Source organism: Mesorhizobium sp. L2C066B000 (assembly GCF_000502335.1).
Classification (GTDB): domain Bacteria; phylum Pseudomonadota; class Alphaproteobacteria; order Rhizobiales; family Rhizobiaceae; genus Mesorhizobium.
In genome coordinates this window covers 1375765-1392326 of record NZ_AYWZ01000001.1, presented here as the reverse complement: position 1 = coordinate 1392326, position 16562 = coordinate 1375765, and the positions used below count along the sequence as shown (strand labels likewise).

Genomic DNA, 16562 nt, shown 5'->3' with positions numbered 1-16562 from the left:
GGAATCGCCGGCTAAAGTCGGGAAAATGGTTCGAGGCAAGACACTTTGACGAAGGACAAAATCTCACTCCCCGCGGCCAGGCGCATCGCGCTCGCCGCGCAAGGATTTCTCGATCCCCGCCCGGTCGGCACGCCCGATCGCCGCCACCTCGCCCGCGTGCTGTCGCGCACCGGCTTGCTGCAGATCGATTCCGTCAGCGCGGTGGTGCGCGCCCACTATATGCCGCTCTATTCGCGGCTTGGCCCCTACCCGCTGGCTTTGCTCGACAATGCGGCCATCACCCGCAAACGCACGGTGTTCGAATACTGGGCGCATGAGGCCTCGTTCCTGCCGGTCGAGACCTACCCGCTGATGCGCTGGCGCATGCAGCGGGCCGAGCAAGGCGACGAAATGTATCTCGGCCTCGCCAAATGGGGCCGCGAGCACGCCGCCTATATCGAAGAGATCTACCGCGCGGTCGCCGAGCGCGGCCCGATTGCCGCTTCGGCACTGGAAGGCCAGAAAGGTTCGGGCGGCTGGTGGGGCTGGAGCCACGCCAAGCACGCCTTCGAATGGCTGTTCTGGGCCGGACGCATCACCACGGCGCACCGCCGTGGCTTCGAGCGTTTCTACGACCTGCCCGAGCGCGTGCTGCCGCAGGCGATCCTCGATCTGCCGGTGCCGGCGGCCGAGGACGCGCACCGCGAATTGCTGCGCATTTCTGCCCGCGCCCACGGCATCGCGACGTCGGGTGACCTGCGCGATTATTTCCGCTTGTCGCCAGCCGACATGAAGGGCCGGTTGGAGGAACTGGTTGGGATGGGCGAGTTGCTGCCGGTAAACGTCGAAGGCTGGGACAAGCCGGCTTACCTCTATAAGGACGCCCGTCTGCCGCGAAAGATCGAGGCCCGCGCGCTACTGGCGCCCTTCGATCCGGTGGTCTTCGAGCGCTCGCGCACCGAGCGCCTGTTCGATTTCCACTACCGCATCGAGATCTACACGCCGGCCGAAAAGCGCCAATATGGCTACTACGTGCTGCCCTTCCTGCTCGGCGACCGGATCGTCGCCCGCGTCGATCTCAAGGCCGACCGGCCTGCGAGTGTCTTACGCGTCCACGCCGCCTACGCCGAAGCAGGCGCACCGCCTGAGACAGCTGCCCAGCTGTTCGAGGAATTGAAGCAGATGCAGGGCTGGCTGGGCCTTGAGCGCATCGAAGTGACGCCGGCCGGCAATCTGGGGAAGCTCCTGGCCGACATCGCCATGTCGTAGCCGTGCGTTGACACCGCCGCCCGCAAAAGCCTAAATCCGCTGCAGACGGTCCCCTGCCCGCAACGGCAAGGGCCAAGAGGGAATGCGGTGCGGGATTTCGGTCCCAAATCCGCGGCTGTCCCCGCAACTGTAAGCGACGAGCCAAGGCCGAAAGCCACTGGGTAACACCGGGAAGGCGGCTAACCAAGGCGACGACCCGCGAGCCAGGAGACCTGCCGTCTGAGACAAAGTATCCGATCGCCTGGCGGGTTTCCGGGCAAGGAGCACGGTTTTTGGACCAGAACAGCAGTTTTTCGGCTGGCACAGCGGACATTGCGTCCGGGGACAACGACGCCCTGACCGGCGTGACCGTCATCGTCTGCGCCTCCTGCCGCGATGAGACCGGTTCCGACGCCCATCCGGGCGCCGGCGAATTGCTGGCTGAGGACACACGCCGCGCCGCTGCCGGCGATATCCGGGTCCGCACCGCCGAATGTCTCGGCAATTGCAAGCGCCGCCTCAGCGCCGCGATCCTGCGCGATGGCTGCTGGAGCTATGTCTTCGGCGATCTGACCGCAACCAGCGGCGCCGACCTCGTTACCGGCGCAAAGCTCTTCGCGACTTCGGCCGACGGCCTCATCCCGTGGCGCGGCCGGCCCGATAGCCTCAAGCGCGGCCTCGTTGCCCGCATCCCACCCCTCGACATGCTGAAGGACTGACGATGAACGCTTCAAACCCGGCCGCCAACCTCTCCCGTGTTCCCTGCACTGTCGTTACAGGCTTCCTCGGCGCCGGCAAGACGACGCTGGTCCGCCATCTCCTGGAAAATGCCGGCGGCAAGCGCATCGCCATCATCGTCAACGAGTTCGGTGACATCGGCATCGACGGGGAAATCCTGAAAGGCTGCGGCATCGACACCTGCCCCGAGGAAAACATCGTCGAACTGGCCAATGGCTGCATCTGCTGTACAGTCGCCGACGATTTCGTGCCCGCCCTCGACAAGATCCTCGCGCTGACACCGAAGGTTGACCACATCCTGATCGAGACTTCGGGCCTGGCTCTGCCCAAGCCCCTGGTCCAGGCGTTCCAGTGGCCGAGCGTGAAGAGCCGGGTAACCGTCGACGGTGTCATCGCCGTGGTAGACGGCCCGGCGCTGGCCGAAGGCCGCGTCGCCAACGACATGGACGCTTTGCAGGCACAGCGCGCTCAGGACGAGACGCTCGACCATGACGATCCTGTCGAAGAAGTGTTCGAGGACCAGATCGCCTGCGCCGATTTGATCATCCTGTCGAAAAGCGATTTGATGGACGCCGCCGGTTCTGCCCGCGCCAACGCCATCATCAATGAACATTCCGCCGGCGCCGTGAAGATCGTGCCGACCGGGCATGGCAAGGTCGACCCGTCGGTGCTGCTTGGCCTCGGTCTCGCCGTCGAAGACGACATCGAGAACCGCAAGTCGCANTGGCAAGGTCGACCCGTCGGTGCTGCTTGGCCTCGGTCTCGCCGTCGAAGACGACATCGAGAACCGCAAGTCGCATCACGACGGCGCTTTCGATCATGAGCATGACGATTTCGACACCTTCATCGTCGACATCCCCTCGATCGCCAATCCCGACGACCTGGCCAAGCGCGTCGCCACCGCCGCCGAACAGGAAAACGTGTTGCGTGTAAAAGGCTTCGTCGATGTCGGCGGCAAGCCGATGCGGCTTTTGCTGCAGGCCGTCGGCCCACGCGTCAACCATTACTATGACCGCGCCTGGACGGCAGAGGACGATCGCCGCTCGCGTCTCGTCGTCATTGGCCTGAAGGGGCTGAACCGTCCGGCGATCGAGCGTATACTCGCCGGTTGATCTCAGGCACGAGCCGCGATGCACATACTCACCACGACCTCCGCCTCGCTCGACGATCTCGCCGAGCCAGTTGATCTCCGGCAGACGCCGGCGGATATCGTGGCGCTGTCCTTCACGGACAGCGACCTCGCCGGCCTCGCGGCGGCCTGGAAGGCCGATGCCGTCCGCCTGCCGTCGATGCGGCTGGCGGCGCTGCGCGACCTGCGCCATCCCATGTCCGTGGACCTCTGGTTCGACAGCGTCGCCCGCCACGCCAAGGTGATTTTGGTGCGCATCCTCGGCGGCTACGACTGGTGGCGCTATGGCTGCGACCAGCTTGCCGCGACTGCCCGTGCGAACGGCATCAAGCTGGCGCTGCTGCCTGGTGAAAGCCACGACGAGGATCTCAGGCTGATCGAAGCCTCGACGCTGCCGCGCGAGGAGTTGGACGGCCTGCTTGGTTATTTCCGCGAGGGTGGCCCGGAGAATATGACGGCGCTGGTGCAGCGGCTAGCGGGGTTGGCTGGGTCCGATGTGGCGGCGGCTGAGCCGGTCAGCGTGCCGAAAGCTGGCTACTACGAGCCAAGCTGCGGCGTCGTAGGCAAGTTGGATTTTGCCGATGTCGGCGTTCCTTCACACCCCCCTCTGTCCTGCCGGACATCTCCCCCGCAAGGGGGGAGATCAGCCGGCGCGGACCTCGGCACTTTTTCTGCCCAGCCGATAATAGATTCCTCTGCAACATCCCCGATCGGCGAAAGCGTCGATGACAGCGCAATCTCCCCCCTTGCGGGGGAGATGTCCGGCAGGACAGAGGGGGGTGGGCGGGAACTCGGCGCAGACAACATCAACCCTCCCATCATCCCCATCCTCTTCTACCGCTCGATGCTGCTGGCCGCCGATGTCGCGCCAATCGATGCCCTCTTTGATGCACTCCGCCAGCGCGGCATGAGACCGATCCCGATCTTCGTCTCCAGCCTCAAAGACCCGACCTCCCTGGCCTTCGTCGAAACTGCTCTGGCCGCGCTCAACCCCGCCGCCATCATCACCGCAACCGCCTTCGCCTCCGGCGCCGAACCCGGCGTCCAAACCCTGTTCGACCGCGCCTGCGTGCCGGTCTTCCAGGTCATCGTCGCCACCACCCGCCGCGACGTCTGGGACAACAACCAGCGCGGCCTGGCGCCGGCCGACCTTGCCATGCATGTCGTGCTGCCCGAACTCGACGGCCGCATCCTGGCCGGCGCGATTTCCTTCAAGGGCGAGAGCGAAACCAACCCGGCACTCGGCCACCGCGCCTTAGCGAACCGCCCGGAACCGGATCGCGTGGCGCAAGTGGCGGAGCGTGTCGCGGCGTTCATCAAGCTGCAGCAGACGCCCCGCGCGACGCGTAAGTTGGCGATCCTCATTCCGGACTATCCGAGCGCGCCCGGCCGCACTGGCTATGCAGTGGGCCTGGATGTGCCGTCCAGCGTGCTGGCCATGCTGCATGACCTGAAGGAGCAGGGCTATCGGGTTGAAGGGATTCCGCAAACGCCGCGTGAGTTGCTGGACGCGTTGGAGCGGAGAGGCGATGGGCTGGGGTTGGAGGAGTATCTGGACTTCTCAAAGGATTTGCCGGCTGACGCACTGGCTGCAGTCGAGGCGGCATGGGGCGCCCCTTCACCCTCCCCCTTGTGGGGAGGGTCGNCGGGCCACCCTCCCCACAAGGGGGAGGGTAAGAGCGGCTTCCCCTTCCGCGCCGCCACCTTCGGCAATGTCACCGTCGCCCTCGCCCCCGATCGCGGCCGCTCCGCCGACCGCCGCGCCGACTACCACGACCCGACGCTCCCGCCGCGCCACGCCCTGCTCGCCTTCGGCCTGTGGCTGCGCAAATCCCTCGGAGTCCACGCTCTCATCCATGTCGGCGCTCATGGCACGCTGGAATGGCTACCGGGCAAGACGGTTGCGCTCTCACAAAACTGCTTCCCCGAGATCGTCACCGGCTCGCTGCCCGTCATCTATCCCTTCATCGTCTCCAATCCCGGCGAAGCGGCGCAGGCGAAGCGGCGTATCGCCGCGGTCACGCTTGGCCATCTGCCGCCGCCGCTGACCGGTGCCGGCCTCGACGAAGGGCAGCACAAGCTCGAACGCCTCGTCGACGAATATGCCCAAGCCGACGGCCTCGACCGCCGTCGCCGCGACCGCCTGGCAAAACTGATCGTCGACACGGCGCAAAAGACCGGCTTCGCCTCCGAAGCCGGCGTCGCCGGAACCGATGCGCCCGACGAGGCGCTGCGCCGCATCGACGCCTGGCTCTGCGACCTCAAGGATTTCGCCATCAAGGACGGCCTGCACATCTATGGCCGCGCTCCCGACGACGAGCCCGACGCCATGCGCGTGCAAAGCGCGGAGGCCGAGAAAGCAGCACTTCTTGCCGCGCTCGACGGCCGTCACATCAAGGCGGGTCCGGCGGGCGCACCGGCGCGTGGCCGCTCCGACGTGCTGCCCACCGGCCGCAACCTGTTCACCTCCGACCCGCGCACCATGCCGACGCCGACCGCCTACGATCTGGGAAAGGCGGCGGCAGAAGAAGTCGTGCGCGGCTATATGCAGTCGCATGGCGACTGGCCGCGCTCGCTGGTCATCGACCTCTGGGGCTCGGCCTCGCTGCGCACCGGCGGCGAGGAGATCGCGCAAGGCCTGGCGCTGATGGGCTGCCGGCCGCAATGGGATTCGGCCACCGGCCGCATCACCGGCATCGAAGTGCTGCCGCCGGCCACGCTCGGCCGTCCGCGCGTCGATGTCACCTGGCGGATTTCGGGTCTGTTCCGCGACATGTTCCCGACCCAGATCGCGCTGATCGACGCCGCTGCCAACGCCGTTGCCGCGCGCGACGAGGACGATTCGGAAAACCCGCTCGCCGCCAGAACCCGTGCCGATGGCAAGATCGGCCCGCGCATCTTCGGCACCTCGCCCGGCACTTATGGCGCCGGCGTCGAGGACCTGTTGTCGAGTGGCGACTGGGCCGCGCGCGAAGAGATCGGCCGCGCCTATCTCGATGCGACATCGCATGCTTATGGCGGCGCCGAGGGCGAAGGCATCGCCTCCCCCGGCGCTTTCGAGACCCGCATCGCCGAGGCCGATCTTCTCGTCCACACCGGCGACGATCCCGGCCGCGACATTCTCGAGGGCTCCGCCGACGTCGCCTTCATCGGCGGCTTTTCGGCAGCGCTGGCGGCGCTGGGCCGCAATGCCGATGTCATCGTGCTCGACACCACCGACCCGCAAAAGCCGAAGCCGCGCTCGGTCGGCGAGGCTGTGTCGCGGGTTGTGCGGGCGCGAGCCGTCAATGCGCGTTTCATCGCCGGCCAGATGCGGCACGGCCCGCGCGGCGCCTCGGAATTCGCCGAGACCGTCGACCGTCTCATCGGTTTCGCCGAAACCACCCACGCCATTTCAGGCGCGCTGATCGAGGCCGTGCATGATGCCTATGTCGGTGATCCCGATGTCCGCGCCTTCATCCTGCGCGAAAACCCGGCCGCAGCCAAAGTCATCGCCCAGCGCTTCCTGTCGGCGCGCCGGCGTGGGCTGTGGCATCCGTTGCGCAACGCGGTCGACGACGATCTCGCGGCGCTGATCGCCGAGGCCGAGGCGCTCGGAGTCGCGGCATGAACGCCTTCTCGCGCCGCGGCGCCTGTCCGGCTCTCTCGGCGCCGATGCAGACCGGCGACGGCCTGCTGGTGCGGCTCAACCCGGTTGCTGGAGGGCTTTCCCCCAGGTCGCTGACCGGACTCTGCGAATCCGCCTTGCGCCACGGCAACGGCATCATGGAAGCGACCGCGCGCGGCAGCCTGCAGATACGCGGGCTGACAGCGGAGAGTGCGGTGCTGTTGGCGGCGGAGGTCGATGCACTGGGGATTGCAGTGCGTACCGGCGTGCCGGTCGAGACCGGGCCGCTGGCCGGCATCGATCCGCGGGAGATTGCCGATCCGCGAGCTTTGGCTGAGCGGGTCAGGGCTGCGGTCGAGGAAGCTGGGCTGACGCCAAGGCTCGGACCGAAGGTGTCGGTGGTTGTCGATGGTGGTGGGCAGTTGACGATGGATGGGGTGACGGCCGATGTCAGGCTGAAGGCGGTGCGGGACGGCGGCAACGTTATGTGGGCTTTGTCTGTTGCCGGCGATGGCCAAAGCGCGAGGCCGCTTGCGACGGCCGATGAGGATGCAGCGCGCGATATTGCGGTTGCTGCCCTCAGGATGACCGCGGAGAAAGGCCGGGAGGCACATGCGAGGGATTTGTCGGAGAGGCAGCTAGCGTCTCTCGCAGGTTGGCATTCCTTCGCGCCCCCCTCTGTCCTGCCGGACATCTCCCCCACAAGGGGGGAGATCAGCAGCATCGCTGTCAGCTCTTCGCCTTCGACGTTGAAAACTGGCGAAACCGGCGGCGACAGCACAATCTCCCCCCAAGTGGGGGAGATGTCCGGCAGGACAGAGGGGGGCGCCGTAGAGCGCTCTCGCTCGCCGATTGGCATCTTCGACTTGAACACCGGCCACGCCCTCGGCATCGGCCTGCCCTTCGGCAGCATGCCAGCGCAAAACCTTATCGAGCTTGCCAGCCGAGCGTCGAACCTCGGCGTCGCCGAAATCCGCCTCGCCCCCGGCCGCGCCTTGCTGTTCCTCGGCCAACCATCGTCCGCAAACCACCCCCTGCGAGCCACCGCCACCGCGCTCGGCTTCGTCACCACCGCCGCCGACCCGCGCACCCGCATCGCGGCCTGCCCCGGCACCCCTGCGTGTGCCTCCGGCCGCATCGCCACGCGCGACATCGCCGAGACAATCGCCGCCGAAAACGCTGATATCCTCGACTTCACACTGCACATTTCCGGCTGCGCCAAGGGCTGCGCGCACCCCGGTCTGGCGGCGCTGACATTGGTCGGCGGCGAAAACGGAGCCGGACTTGTCGTGAACGCGACGGCAAAGGCCCTTCCTGCGGGCTACAGGCCGGGCTATGACGCCGCGCGCGGCATCGGTCGCGTCGCAGCGATGGTCCGCAGCGCTCGATATCCAGGTGAAACCGCCGCCGCCTGCCTGACAAGGCTCGGACCGGCGGCAATCGCCAAGGCTTACCGACAAATTGAACAACGGAAATGAGCATGGCCGCCTACGACTACATCCATGACGGCAACGCGATCTATGAACGTTCCTTCGCCATCATCCGCGCCGAGGCCGACCTGTCCCGGTTCTCCGAGGCGGAAGCCGACGTCGCCATCCGCATGATCCATGCCTGCGGCCAGGTCGAAGCATCAAGTCATTTTGTCTTCTCCAGCGATTTCGTCGCCGCCGCCCGCAGCGCTTTGGCGGCCGGCGCGCCGATCTTCTGCGATGCCGAAATGGTCTCGCATGGCGTCACCCGCGCCAGGCTGCCGGCCGGCAATGAGGTGATCTGCACCTTGCGCGACCCGCGCACGCACGACATTGCCAAGGAGATCGGCAACACCCGCTCGGCGGCGGCAATCGATCTGTGGGGCGAGCGTATGGCCGGTTCGGTGGTCGCCATAGGCAATGCGCCGACGGCACTGTTCTATCTCCTGGAAAAATTGCGCGACGGCGCGCCGAAGCCGGCGGCGATCATCGGCATGCCGGTCGGCTTCGTCGGGGCCGCCGAATCCAAGGATGCGCTGGTGCAGAATTCCTATGGCGTGCCCTACGCCATCGTGCGCGGCAGGCTTGGCGGCAGCGCCATGACTGCAGCCGCGCTCAATTCGCTGGCGAGGCCCGGCCTGTGAACGCAGCCGTCAAAGAAGATCTGGCAAAAGGCCGTCTTGTCGGCGTCGGCACGGGGCCTGGCGACCCCGAGCTGCTGACGCTGAAGGCCGCGCGCGTTCTGGCCGAGGCCGATGTCGTCGCCTACTTCGCCAAGCGCGGCAACAACAGCAATGCGCGCGCCATCGTCGAGGCGCGCTTCCGGCCGGATATGCTGGAACTGCCGCTGCTCTACCCCGTCACCACCGAGATCGACAAGGATCACGACGACTACCGTTCGCAGATCACCGATTTCTACGAGGAGTCGGCCGAGAAGGTCGCCGAACACCTCGAAGCCGGCCGCATGGTCGCCGTGCTCTCCGAAGGCGACCCGCTGTTCTACGGCTCCTACATGCACCTGCATGTCCGCCTCGCCCATCGCTTCCCGACCGAGGTCATCCCCGGCGTCACCGCCATGTCCGGCTGCTGGTCGCAGACCGGCGTGCCTATCGTCCAGGGCGACGATGTGCTGACGGTTTTGCCCGGCACGATGAGCGAGTTCGAGCTGACACGCCGTCTCGCCGACACGGATGCCGCCGTCATCATGAAGGTCGGCCGCAATCTGCCCAAGATCAGGCGGGCACTGGACGCCACCGGCAAGCTCGCCCGCGCCGTTTATGTCGAGCGCGGCACCATGGCCGGCAGCATCTCGATGAAGCTTGCCAACAAGCCGGACGACAAGGCCCCCTATTTCGCCATCGTGCTGGTCGCCGGCTGGTCCGGCCGGCCTGGCGTTATGGGAGGCACGCCGTGAGCCGCCGGCTCACCGTCATCGGCCTTGGGCCCGGCAATGCCGATCAGGTGACGCCGCAAGCCAGCCGCGCCGTCGCCGAGGCAAAGTTCTTCTATGGCTACCAGCCTTATCTCGACCGGCTGGAGCTGCGCCCGGACCAGACCCGCGTCGCCTCGGACAATCGCGAGGAACTCGCCCGCTCCAAGGACGCGCTGGTAAAGGCGGCGGACGGCCATGATGTCGCCGTCGTCTCCGGCGGCGATCCCGGCGTGTTCGCCATGGCGGCCGCCGTCTGCGAGGCGATCGAGGCCGGCCCGGCCGAATGGCGCACCGTCGATGTCACTGTCGTGCCCGGCGTCACCGCCATGCTGGCGGTTGCCGCCCGCATCGGCGCGCCGCTCGGCCATGATTTCTGCGCCATCTCGCTGTCCGACAATCTCAAACCGTGGGATCTGATCGAGCTGCGCCTTTTGGCGGCGGCCGGCGCCGGCTTCGTCATCGCGCTCTACAATCCGATCAGCAAGGCGCGCCCTTGGCAGCTCGGCCGCGCCTTCGAATGCCTGCGCGCCATCCTGCCCGGCACCACGCCGGTCATCTTCGGCCGCGCCGCCGGCCGCCCGGACGAGCGCATCGAGGTCTTTTTGCTGGCCGATGTCGACGCGCAAAAAGCCGACATGGCGACCTGCATCATCATCGGCTCGCCGGAAACTCGCATCATCAAGCGCGGCGACAAGCCGTCGCTGGTCTACACGCCGCGCTCCGCGACGGGGTCGAGCAAATGATCGACCCAAAATTTATCAACAAGAGCGGCGAGTTCATCGACGGTCTCGGTCGAAGGCACCTCCGGCAGGAAGGGCCTGCGCACCATCACCACCTCGATACCGAGCGCCCGCGCCGCGGCGATCTTGCCGTAGGTGGCCTCACCGCCGCTGTTCTTGGATACGACGACATCGATGCGGTGCTCCTCGAGCAGTGCGCGTTCATCCGCCTCGCGGAATGGCCCGCGCGCCAGAAGGTAGGTCGCATCTGGCACCGCCAGTTTCGGCTCGACCCGATCGACGCTGCGGATGACGTAGTGATGCTGCGGCGCCGCCTCGAAAGCCGCGACCTCTTGCCGGCCGAGCGCCAGGAAGGCGCGGCGCGGCGTCGATCCAAGCGCGTGCACCGCATCGCCTGTCGTATCGACCTGCGTCCAGCGGTCGCCGTCGACAGGCTTCCAGCCGGGACGGCGCAGCGCCAGGATCGGCACACCGGTCAGGCGCGAGGCTTGCGCCGCATTGGCGGATATCTGCGCCGCATAGGGATGTGTGGCGTCGATCAGCAGGTCGATGCCCGCCTCCCTGAGATAGGCGGCCAGCCCGTCGGCGCCGCCAAATCCGCCGCTGCGCACCGGCACGCCTTGCGCGACCGGGCTTTCGGTGCGGCCGGCCAGCGACAGGGTGACACGGAAATCTTCCACCAGTTTTTCGGCCAATTGGCGCGCTTCTGTCGTGCCGCCAAGGATCAGAATCTTCTTCATGAGCACCATGTTGAACAGCGTCGGCGCTGCCCCTCACCCCTACCCTCTCCCCGTGAAGAACGGGGAGAGGGAGGCGTCAGCGCCGGAGCTTCTCCCTTCTCCCCGTCACTACACGGGGAGGTGAGGAGTGGTCTGGCTGGCAGACGAAAAGTCAATTGCTTGACTTTTCGAACGACGAACGCCTCAGGCGGATGAGGGGCGGCGCGACATGTCAAAAAAACAGCCCACGCCAAAATGGCTTACAATCGTCGGCATCGGCGAGGACGGTTTAGCGGGTCTCGGCGACGAGGCCAAGCGGCTGATCGCGCAAGCCGAATTCGTCTTCGGCGGCAAGCGGCATCTGGCGCTGGTGGCCTCCCTGGCCAAGGGCGAGGCGCGCGCCTGGCCGGTTCCTTTCGATGCCGGCATGGCAGACGTGCTGGCGCTGGCCGGCCGGCAGGTCTGCGTGCTCGCCTCCGGCGATCCGTTCTTCCATGGTGTCGGCGCTACGCTTGCCCGCAAGGTGAAGCCTGGGCAAATGCATGTTATCCCCGCGCCGTCAGCGACTTCGCTGGCCGCCGCACGGCTCGGCTGGGCGTTGCAGGACATCGAAGTGATCTCGCTGCATGGCCGCCCACTCGATCTGATCCGGCCGCTGCTGCATCCCAGGGCGCGCATCCTGGCGCTGACATCGGACGGCGACGCACCAGCGACAATAGCGCGCCTGCTCGCAGAGCTCGACTTCGGCGGTTCGCGGCTGACCGTTCTGGAAGCGCTGGGCGGACCGAACGAGAAGCTTCGCTTGGCACGTGCCGACGCTTTCGATCTCAGAGACATCAATCCGCTCAACGTGCTGGCGCTTGAGCTTGAATCGACACAAGAGGCCCGCATCCTGCCGCTGACCGTTGGCCGCGCCGACCATCTGTTCGAGCACGACGGCCAGATCACCAAGCACGACATCCGCGCCATCACGCTTGCGGCGCTGGCGCCGAGGCGTGGCGAATTGCTGTGGGACATCGGCGCCGGTTCCGGCTCCATCGGCATCGAATGGATGCTCGCTCACCCCTCGATGCGCGCCATCGCCATCGAGGCCAACAGCGACCGCGCCGCCCGCATCGTCCGCAACGCCGCGCATTGCGGCGTGCCCGGTCTTGTCGTGGTGGAAGGGTCGGCGCCCAAGGCACTGGCCGGGCTGGACACGCCGGATGCGATCTTCATCGGCGGAGGTGGCAGCGACGCCGGCGTACTGAACGCCGCCATCAAGGCGCTGCCATCTCGTGGCCGTCTCGTTGCCAATGCGGTGACGCTGGAGATGGAGGCGCTGCTTCTCGCGGAGCACATCAAGCGCGGCGGCGACCTTACCCGCATCACCATTTCCCGCGCTTCTACTGTCGGTTCGATGCAGGCCTGGCGCCCGGCCATGCCGGTCACCCAGTGGAGCTGGGTGAAGCCATGATGGTGGCGGGCATCGGCAGCCGGAAGGGCGTGAGCGTCGAAGACGTGCTCGCGGCGATCGAAACCGCCCTCGAAGCGCACGGGCTGGCGATAACGGCGCTGTCGGCCTTGGCGACCGCCGCGCTCAAGAAAGACGAAGAAGCGATCTCTGCCGCTGGCCGCACGCTCAACCTTCCCGTCATCATCGTTGATGACGCAGCACTTCAGGCCGTCTCGTCGGAGGCACTCAGCAAATCCGATCTCTCGCAGGATCTCGCCGGCACACCCTCCGTCTCAGAAGCCTCCGCCCTTGCCGTTGCCGGCCCCGGTGCAAAGCTGCTTGCTCCACGCACCGTGCTCGACCCGGTCACCTGCGCCATCGCCATCAGCGGAGACGCGCCATGACCGTGCATTTCATCGGCGCCGGTCCCGGCGCCGCCGACCTCATCACACTGCGCGGCGCCAAGCTGCTGGCAAGCTGCCCGGTCTGTCTGCATGCCGGCTCGATCGTCGCGCCGGAATTGCTGCAACACTGCGCACCGGGGACCAAACTGCTCGATACGGCGCCGATGTCACTCGACGAAATCGAGGTCGAATATGTGACAGCCCACCAGGCCGGCCACGATGTCGCCCGCCTGCATTCCGGCGACCTCTCGGTGTGGAGCGCCGTGGCCGAGCAGATCCGCCGGCTGGAAAAACACGGCATTCCTTACACGCTGACGCCGGGCGTTCCCTCTTTCGCCGCCGCAGCCGCAGCCCTTCGCCGCGAACTGACCATTCCCGAGGTGGCGCAAAGCCTGGTGCTGACCCGCGTCTCCGGCCGCGCCTCGAAAATGCCGCCGGGCGAAACGCTGGCCGGCTTCGGTCGCACCGGCGCCACACTGGCCATTCATCTCGCCATCCACGCCATCGACCGAGTCGTCGCCGAATTGTCGCCGCATTATGGCGGCGATTGCCCGGTGGCGATCGTCTTTCGCGCTTCATGGCCGGACGAGCGCGTGCTGACCGGCACGCTCGCCACGATCGAGGCACTGCTCGCCGCCGACCCGATGGAGCGCACGGCGATCATCTTCGTCGGCCGCTCGCTGGCAGCGGAAGGTTTTGGCGAGAGTTCATTGTACGACGCCCACTACCAGCGGCGTTTCCGGGGACGGGACGGATTGTGAGCGGCAAGACCAAAAGCGAAAACACCACGCTCGAACAGGCCCTTGCCCGGCTGAACTTCAAGCCGCGCCGGCTTGAGCCGGGCCATGTCTGGCTGGCCGGCGCCGGCCCCGGCGATCCCGGCTGCCTGACGCTGGAAGTGCTGGCGGCATTGGCCGAGGCCGACGCTGTGGTCTATGACGCGCTGGTCTCCTCTGACGTTGTCGCCGTTGCGGACAATGCCCAGCTGTTCTTTGCAGGAAAACGCGGCGGCAAACCGTCCATGAGGCAGGACGATATCACCGCTTTGCTGGTGCGGCTGGCACGCGAGGGCCGCCGCGTCGTCCGGCTGAAGGGCGGCGATCCCTATATTTTCGGCCGCGGCGGCGAAGAGGCGCTGGCGCTGGCGCGCGAAAAAATCCCTTTCCGCGTCATGCCCGGCCTGACATCGGGGCTGAGCGCGCTGGCCGCCACCGGCATTCCCGCAACCATGCGCGGCATCAACAAGGCGATCATCCTGGCGACAGGTCATGCCGCCGGCACAGATGACGATCTCGACTGGGGCGCGATCGCCCGCACCGGCCAGCCGGTGGTCATCTATATGGGCATGGCCAATCTGCCTGTTATCGCCGCGTCGCTGCTCGAAGGCGGGCTGGCGCCGTCGACGCCGGCGGCTGTCATCGTCTCGGCGACGACACCGCAGGAGCGGACCGTCGTCGCGACACTCGCCACCATTTCCGAAGCGGCCGCCGCGGCGGAATTGGCCTCGCCGGCCCTCATTGTCGTCGGCGGCATCGTCGCCATGCGCGCAGCACTGGCGGGTAACGCATGACCCGCGCCATCATCATCGGCGCGCCGCGTTCCGGCTCCGGCAAGACCAGCGTCACCATCGGCATTTTGCGCGCGCTCGCCCGGCGCGGCATCAAGGTGCGCGGCGCCAAGTCCGGCCCCGACTATATCGATCCGGGTTTTCATACCGCCGCCACTGGCCTGTCCGGCGTCAACCTGGACAGCTGGGCGATGTCGCCTGACCTGCTCAACGCGTTGGCCGGCAATGCCACCGAGGACGCCGATTTTATCTTCCTCGAAAGCGCCATGGGCCTGTTCGACGGCATCCCGGCCGGACAAGGCCGCACCGGCTCGGCCGCCGATCTGGCGCGGCTCTACCACCTGCCGGTGCTTTTGGTGCTCGACGTCTCGGGACAGTCGACGACGGCGGCCGCCGTCGCGAAGGGATTTGCCACCTACGACCCGGATGTGCGCATGGCCGGAATCGTGCTCAACCGTCTCGGCAGCGAGCGCCACCGCAAGCTGTGCAGCGAGGCGATCGAAACGCTCGGCCTGCCGGTCGTCGGCGCCATCCTGCGCGATCCCACGCTCAATTTGCCGGAGCGCCATCTCGGCCTCGTCCAGGCCGGCGAATATGCCGACCTGATGACGCATCTCGACCGCCTCGCCGACATGGTCGAGAAATCCCTCGACCTTGACGCCATCATGGCGCTGGCCGCGCCGTTTTCGCCGTCACCGGGCAGTTTCGAAAATGCCTTGCAGCCGCCCGGCCAGCGCATCGCACTCGCCGAAGATGCCGCTTTCACCTTCCTCTATCCGCACGTCGCCGCCCACTGGCGTCAGGCCGGCGCCGAGATCGTGCCGTTCTCGCCGCTCGCCGACGAAGCACCGGCGCAGGATTGCGATGTCTGCTGGCTGCCCGGCGGCTATCCCGAGCTCCACTCCGGCAGCCTCGCGGCGGCGACCAATTTCCGAGCTGGCATGGCCAGGTTTGCCGAGACCAAGCCGATCCATGGCGAGTGCGGCGGCTTCATGGTGCTGGGCCAAGCGCTGGAGGACGCGGCCGGCGAGACGCACGCCATGCTTGGCCTGCTCGGCCATTCCACCAGCTTTGCCAAGCGCAAGATGAACCTCGGCTACCGCGAGGCACGCCTGCGCGTCGCCTGTCCGCTGGGGCCGCAAGGCGCGCTGATCCGTGGCCATGAATTCCACTATGCGCAGATGATTGCGACCGGCAATGACGAGCCATTGGCCGATCTCGCCGACGGTCAGGGCAATCCGCTCGGCGCCTCCGGCTATCGCCGCGGCCATGTCAGCGGCACCTTCTTCCACGCCATTGCGAGGGGTGCATGACCTCCGTGCCCTCGCCCCGGCAAGCGTTCGACGACATCGCGCTTTGCCTCGTCTTCTTCACCCGGCTGCCGCTGCCGGTCTTCGACTTTCGTGGCCGCAGCCTGGCCGATGCGATCTGGGCGGCGCCTGCCGCCGGCCTCGCGGTCGCTTTGGTCGGCGCCGTCGTCTACGCCATCGGGGTAAAGCTCGGTCTCGCCGCTGGGCCGGCGGCCGCACTTGCGCTTGCAGCAACCCTGCTCGCCACCGGCTGCCTGCATGAGGATGGGCTGTCGGATGTCGCAGATGGCTTTGGCGGCGGCAAGACGCGCGATAAAAAACTCGAGATCATGCGCGACAGCCGTATCGGCGCCTATGGCGCTTCGGCGCTTGGCCTGTCGATGCTCATTCGCTGGAGCGCGCTGTCGCAACTGGCCGATCCGACAAGCGTTCTCTTCGCGCTGATCGCCGCCCATGCCGCCTCGCGAGGCCTGCTCGGCGCGTTCATGCATCTGGCGCCGGCGGCGCGCAGTGACGGCCTGTCTGCCGGCGCCGGGACCGTCTCGACCCAGACAACTGTTCTCGGCGCCGTGCTCGGGGCCATCCCGCTTCTGACTCTGGGGCTCGGCGGCGCCTTTGCCGCACTGATCCTGCTCGCTCTCGTGTTCAGCGCCTTGCGCGCGCTCTGCCTCAACCAGATTGGCGGCCACACCGGTGACACGATCGGCGCCCTGCAGCAGTTGGGCGAGATCACTGTCCTGCTCGTCGCTTCCATTTCCCTGTCCTGATTCTTCCCCGGAGATTCC

14 protein-coding genes, 1 pseudogene and 1 riboswitch are annotated in these 16562 nt (G+C 66.9%); of the genes and pseudogenes, 14 read left to right on the top strand and 1 reads right to left on the bottom strand.

Translation table 11 applies throughout. The features are described 5' to 3' along the window. Positions 1 to 45: 45 nt before the first annotated feature. The 8 genes and pseudogenes from X733_RS159505 to X733_RS159535 all read left to right on the top strand — a co-directional run bounded on the left by X733_RS159505 (position 46) and on the right by X733_RS159535 (position 10345). Positions 46 to 1248, top strand: coding sequence for a winged helix-turn-helix domain-containing protein (locus X733_RS159505; RefSeq protein WP_023818004.1), 1203 nt, complete (start codon positions 46 to 48; stop codon positions 1246 to 1248). Positions 1249 to 1277: 29 nt separating this feature from the next. Continuing rightward, positions 1278 to 1483, top strand: a riboswitch (cobalamin riboswitch). Between the two features lie 37 nt (positions 1484 to 1520). Beyond that, entirely contained in the window at positions 1521 to 1946 is a 426-nt protein-coding gene (locus X733_RS159510) for a DUF1636 family protein (RefSeq protein ID WP_023818003.1), read from the top strand. 2 nt (positions 1947 to 1948) lie between these two features. After that, positions 1949 to 3077, top strand: a pseudogene (gene cobW, locus X733_RS01000000165935) (cobalamin biosynthesis protein CobW). Positions 3078 to 3095: 18 nt separating this feature from the next. Next, a complete protein-coding gene (gene cobN / locus X733_RS159515) occupies positions 3096 to 6704 on the top strand; it encodes a cobaltochelatase subunit CobN (protein ID WP_023818002.1) in 3609 nt (1202 codons plus the stop codon). Next, positions 6701 to 8179, top strand: a complete 1479-nt coding sequence (cobG, locus tag X733_RS159520) for a precorrin-3B synthase (protein WP_023818001.1) — start codon at positions 6701 to 6703, stop codon at positions 8177 to 8179. The genes cobN and cobG overlap by 4 nt, the downstream gene beginning before the upstream one ends. Before the next feature lie 2 nt (positions 8180 to 8181). Then, entirely contained in the window at positions 8182 to 8814 is a 633-nt protein-coding gene (locus X733_RS159525) for a precorrin-8X methylmutase (RefSeq protein ID WP_023818000.1), read from the top strand. Next, complete coding sequence (locus X733_RS159530) at positions 8811 to 9584, top strand: precorrin-2 C(20)-methyltransferase (protein WP_031193089.1); 774 nt, start codon at positions 8811 to 8813, stop codon at positions 9582 to 9584. Before X733_RS159525 ends, X733_RS159530 begins: the two co-directional genes overlap by 4 nt. Then, complete coding sequence (locus tag X733_RS159535) at positions 9581 to 10345, top strand: precorrin-3B C(17)-methyltransferase (protein ID WP_023817998.1); 765 nt, start codon at positions 9581 to 9583, stop codon at positions 10343 to 10345. Before X733_RS159530 ends, X733_RS159535 begins: the two co-directional genes overlap by 4 nt. On the opposite strand, the gene X733_RS159540 is transcribed toward X733_RS159535, so the two are convergent. Continuing rightward, positions 10309 to 11082 (bottom strand): cobalt-precorrin-6A reductase, encoded by a 774-nt coding sequence (locus tag X733_RS159540; protein ID WP_032910958.1) that lies wholly within the window; start codon positions 11080 to 11082, stop codon positions 10309 to 10311. The two genes, X733_RS159535 and X733_RS159540, sit on opposite strands and share 37 nt — an antisense overlap. Positions 11083 to 11290: 208 nt before the next feature. Here X733_RS159540 and X733_RS159545 point away from each other — a divergent pair, with 208 nt between their 5' ends. Genes X733_RS159545 through cobS form a run of 6 tightly spaced genes read left to right on the top strand, consistent with a single transcriptional unit; the run spans position 11291 to position 16544 of the window. Next, positions 11291 to 12517: a bifunctional cobalt-precorrin-7 (C(5))-methyltransferase/cobalt-precorrin-6B (C(15))-methyltransferase gene (locus X733_RS159545; RefSeq protein WP_023817996.1), complete on the top strand. Its 1227-nt coding sequence runs from the start codon at positions 11291 to 11293 to the stop codon at positions 12515 to 12517. Further along, on the top strand, positions 12514 to 12900 hold the full coding sequence (locus X733_RS159550) for a cobalamin biosynthesis protein (protein ID WP_023817995.1): 387 nt from the start codon (positions 12514 to 12516) through the stop codon (positions 12898 to 12900). Before X733_RS159545 ends, X733_RS159550 begins: the two co-directional genes overlap by 4 nt. After that, a complete protein-coding gene (gene cobM, locus X733_RS159555; protein ID WP_023817994.1) occupies positions 12897 to 13661 on the top strand; it encodes a precorrin-4 C(11)-methyltransferase in 765 nt (254 codons plus the stop codon). The genes X733_RS159550 and cobM overlap by 4 nt, the downstream gene beginning before the upstream one ends. Continuing rightward, the gene (gene cobA / locus X733_RS159560) at positions 13658 to 14470 is read left to right on the top strand and encodes a uroporphyrinogen-III C-methyltransferase (protein ID WP_023744660.1); all 813 of its coding nucleotides are present in this window, start codon (positions 13658 to 13660) and stop codon (positions 14468 to 14470) included. The genes cobM and cobA overlap by 4 nt, the downstream gene beginning before the upstream one ends. Then, a complete protein-coding gene (locus tag X733_RS159565; protein WP_023817993.1) occupies positions 14467 to 15780 on the top strand; it encodes a cobyrinate a,c-diamide synthase in 1314 nt (437 codons plus the stop codon). The genes cobA and X733_RS159565 overlap by 4 nt, the downstream gene beginning before the upstream one ends. Beyond that, entirely contained in the window at positions 15777 to 16544 is a 768-nt protein-coding gene (cobS, locus tag X733_RS159570; protein WP_023817992.1) for an adenosylcobinamide-GDP ribazoletransferase, read from the top strand. Before X733_RS159565 ends, cobS begins: the two co-directional genes overlap by 4 nt. Positions 16545 to 16562: the final 18 nt, after the last annotated feature.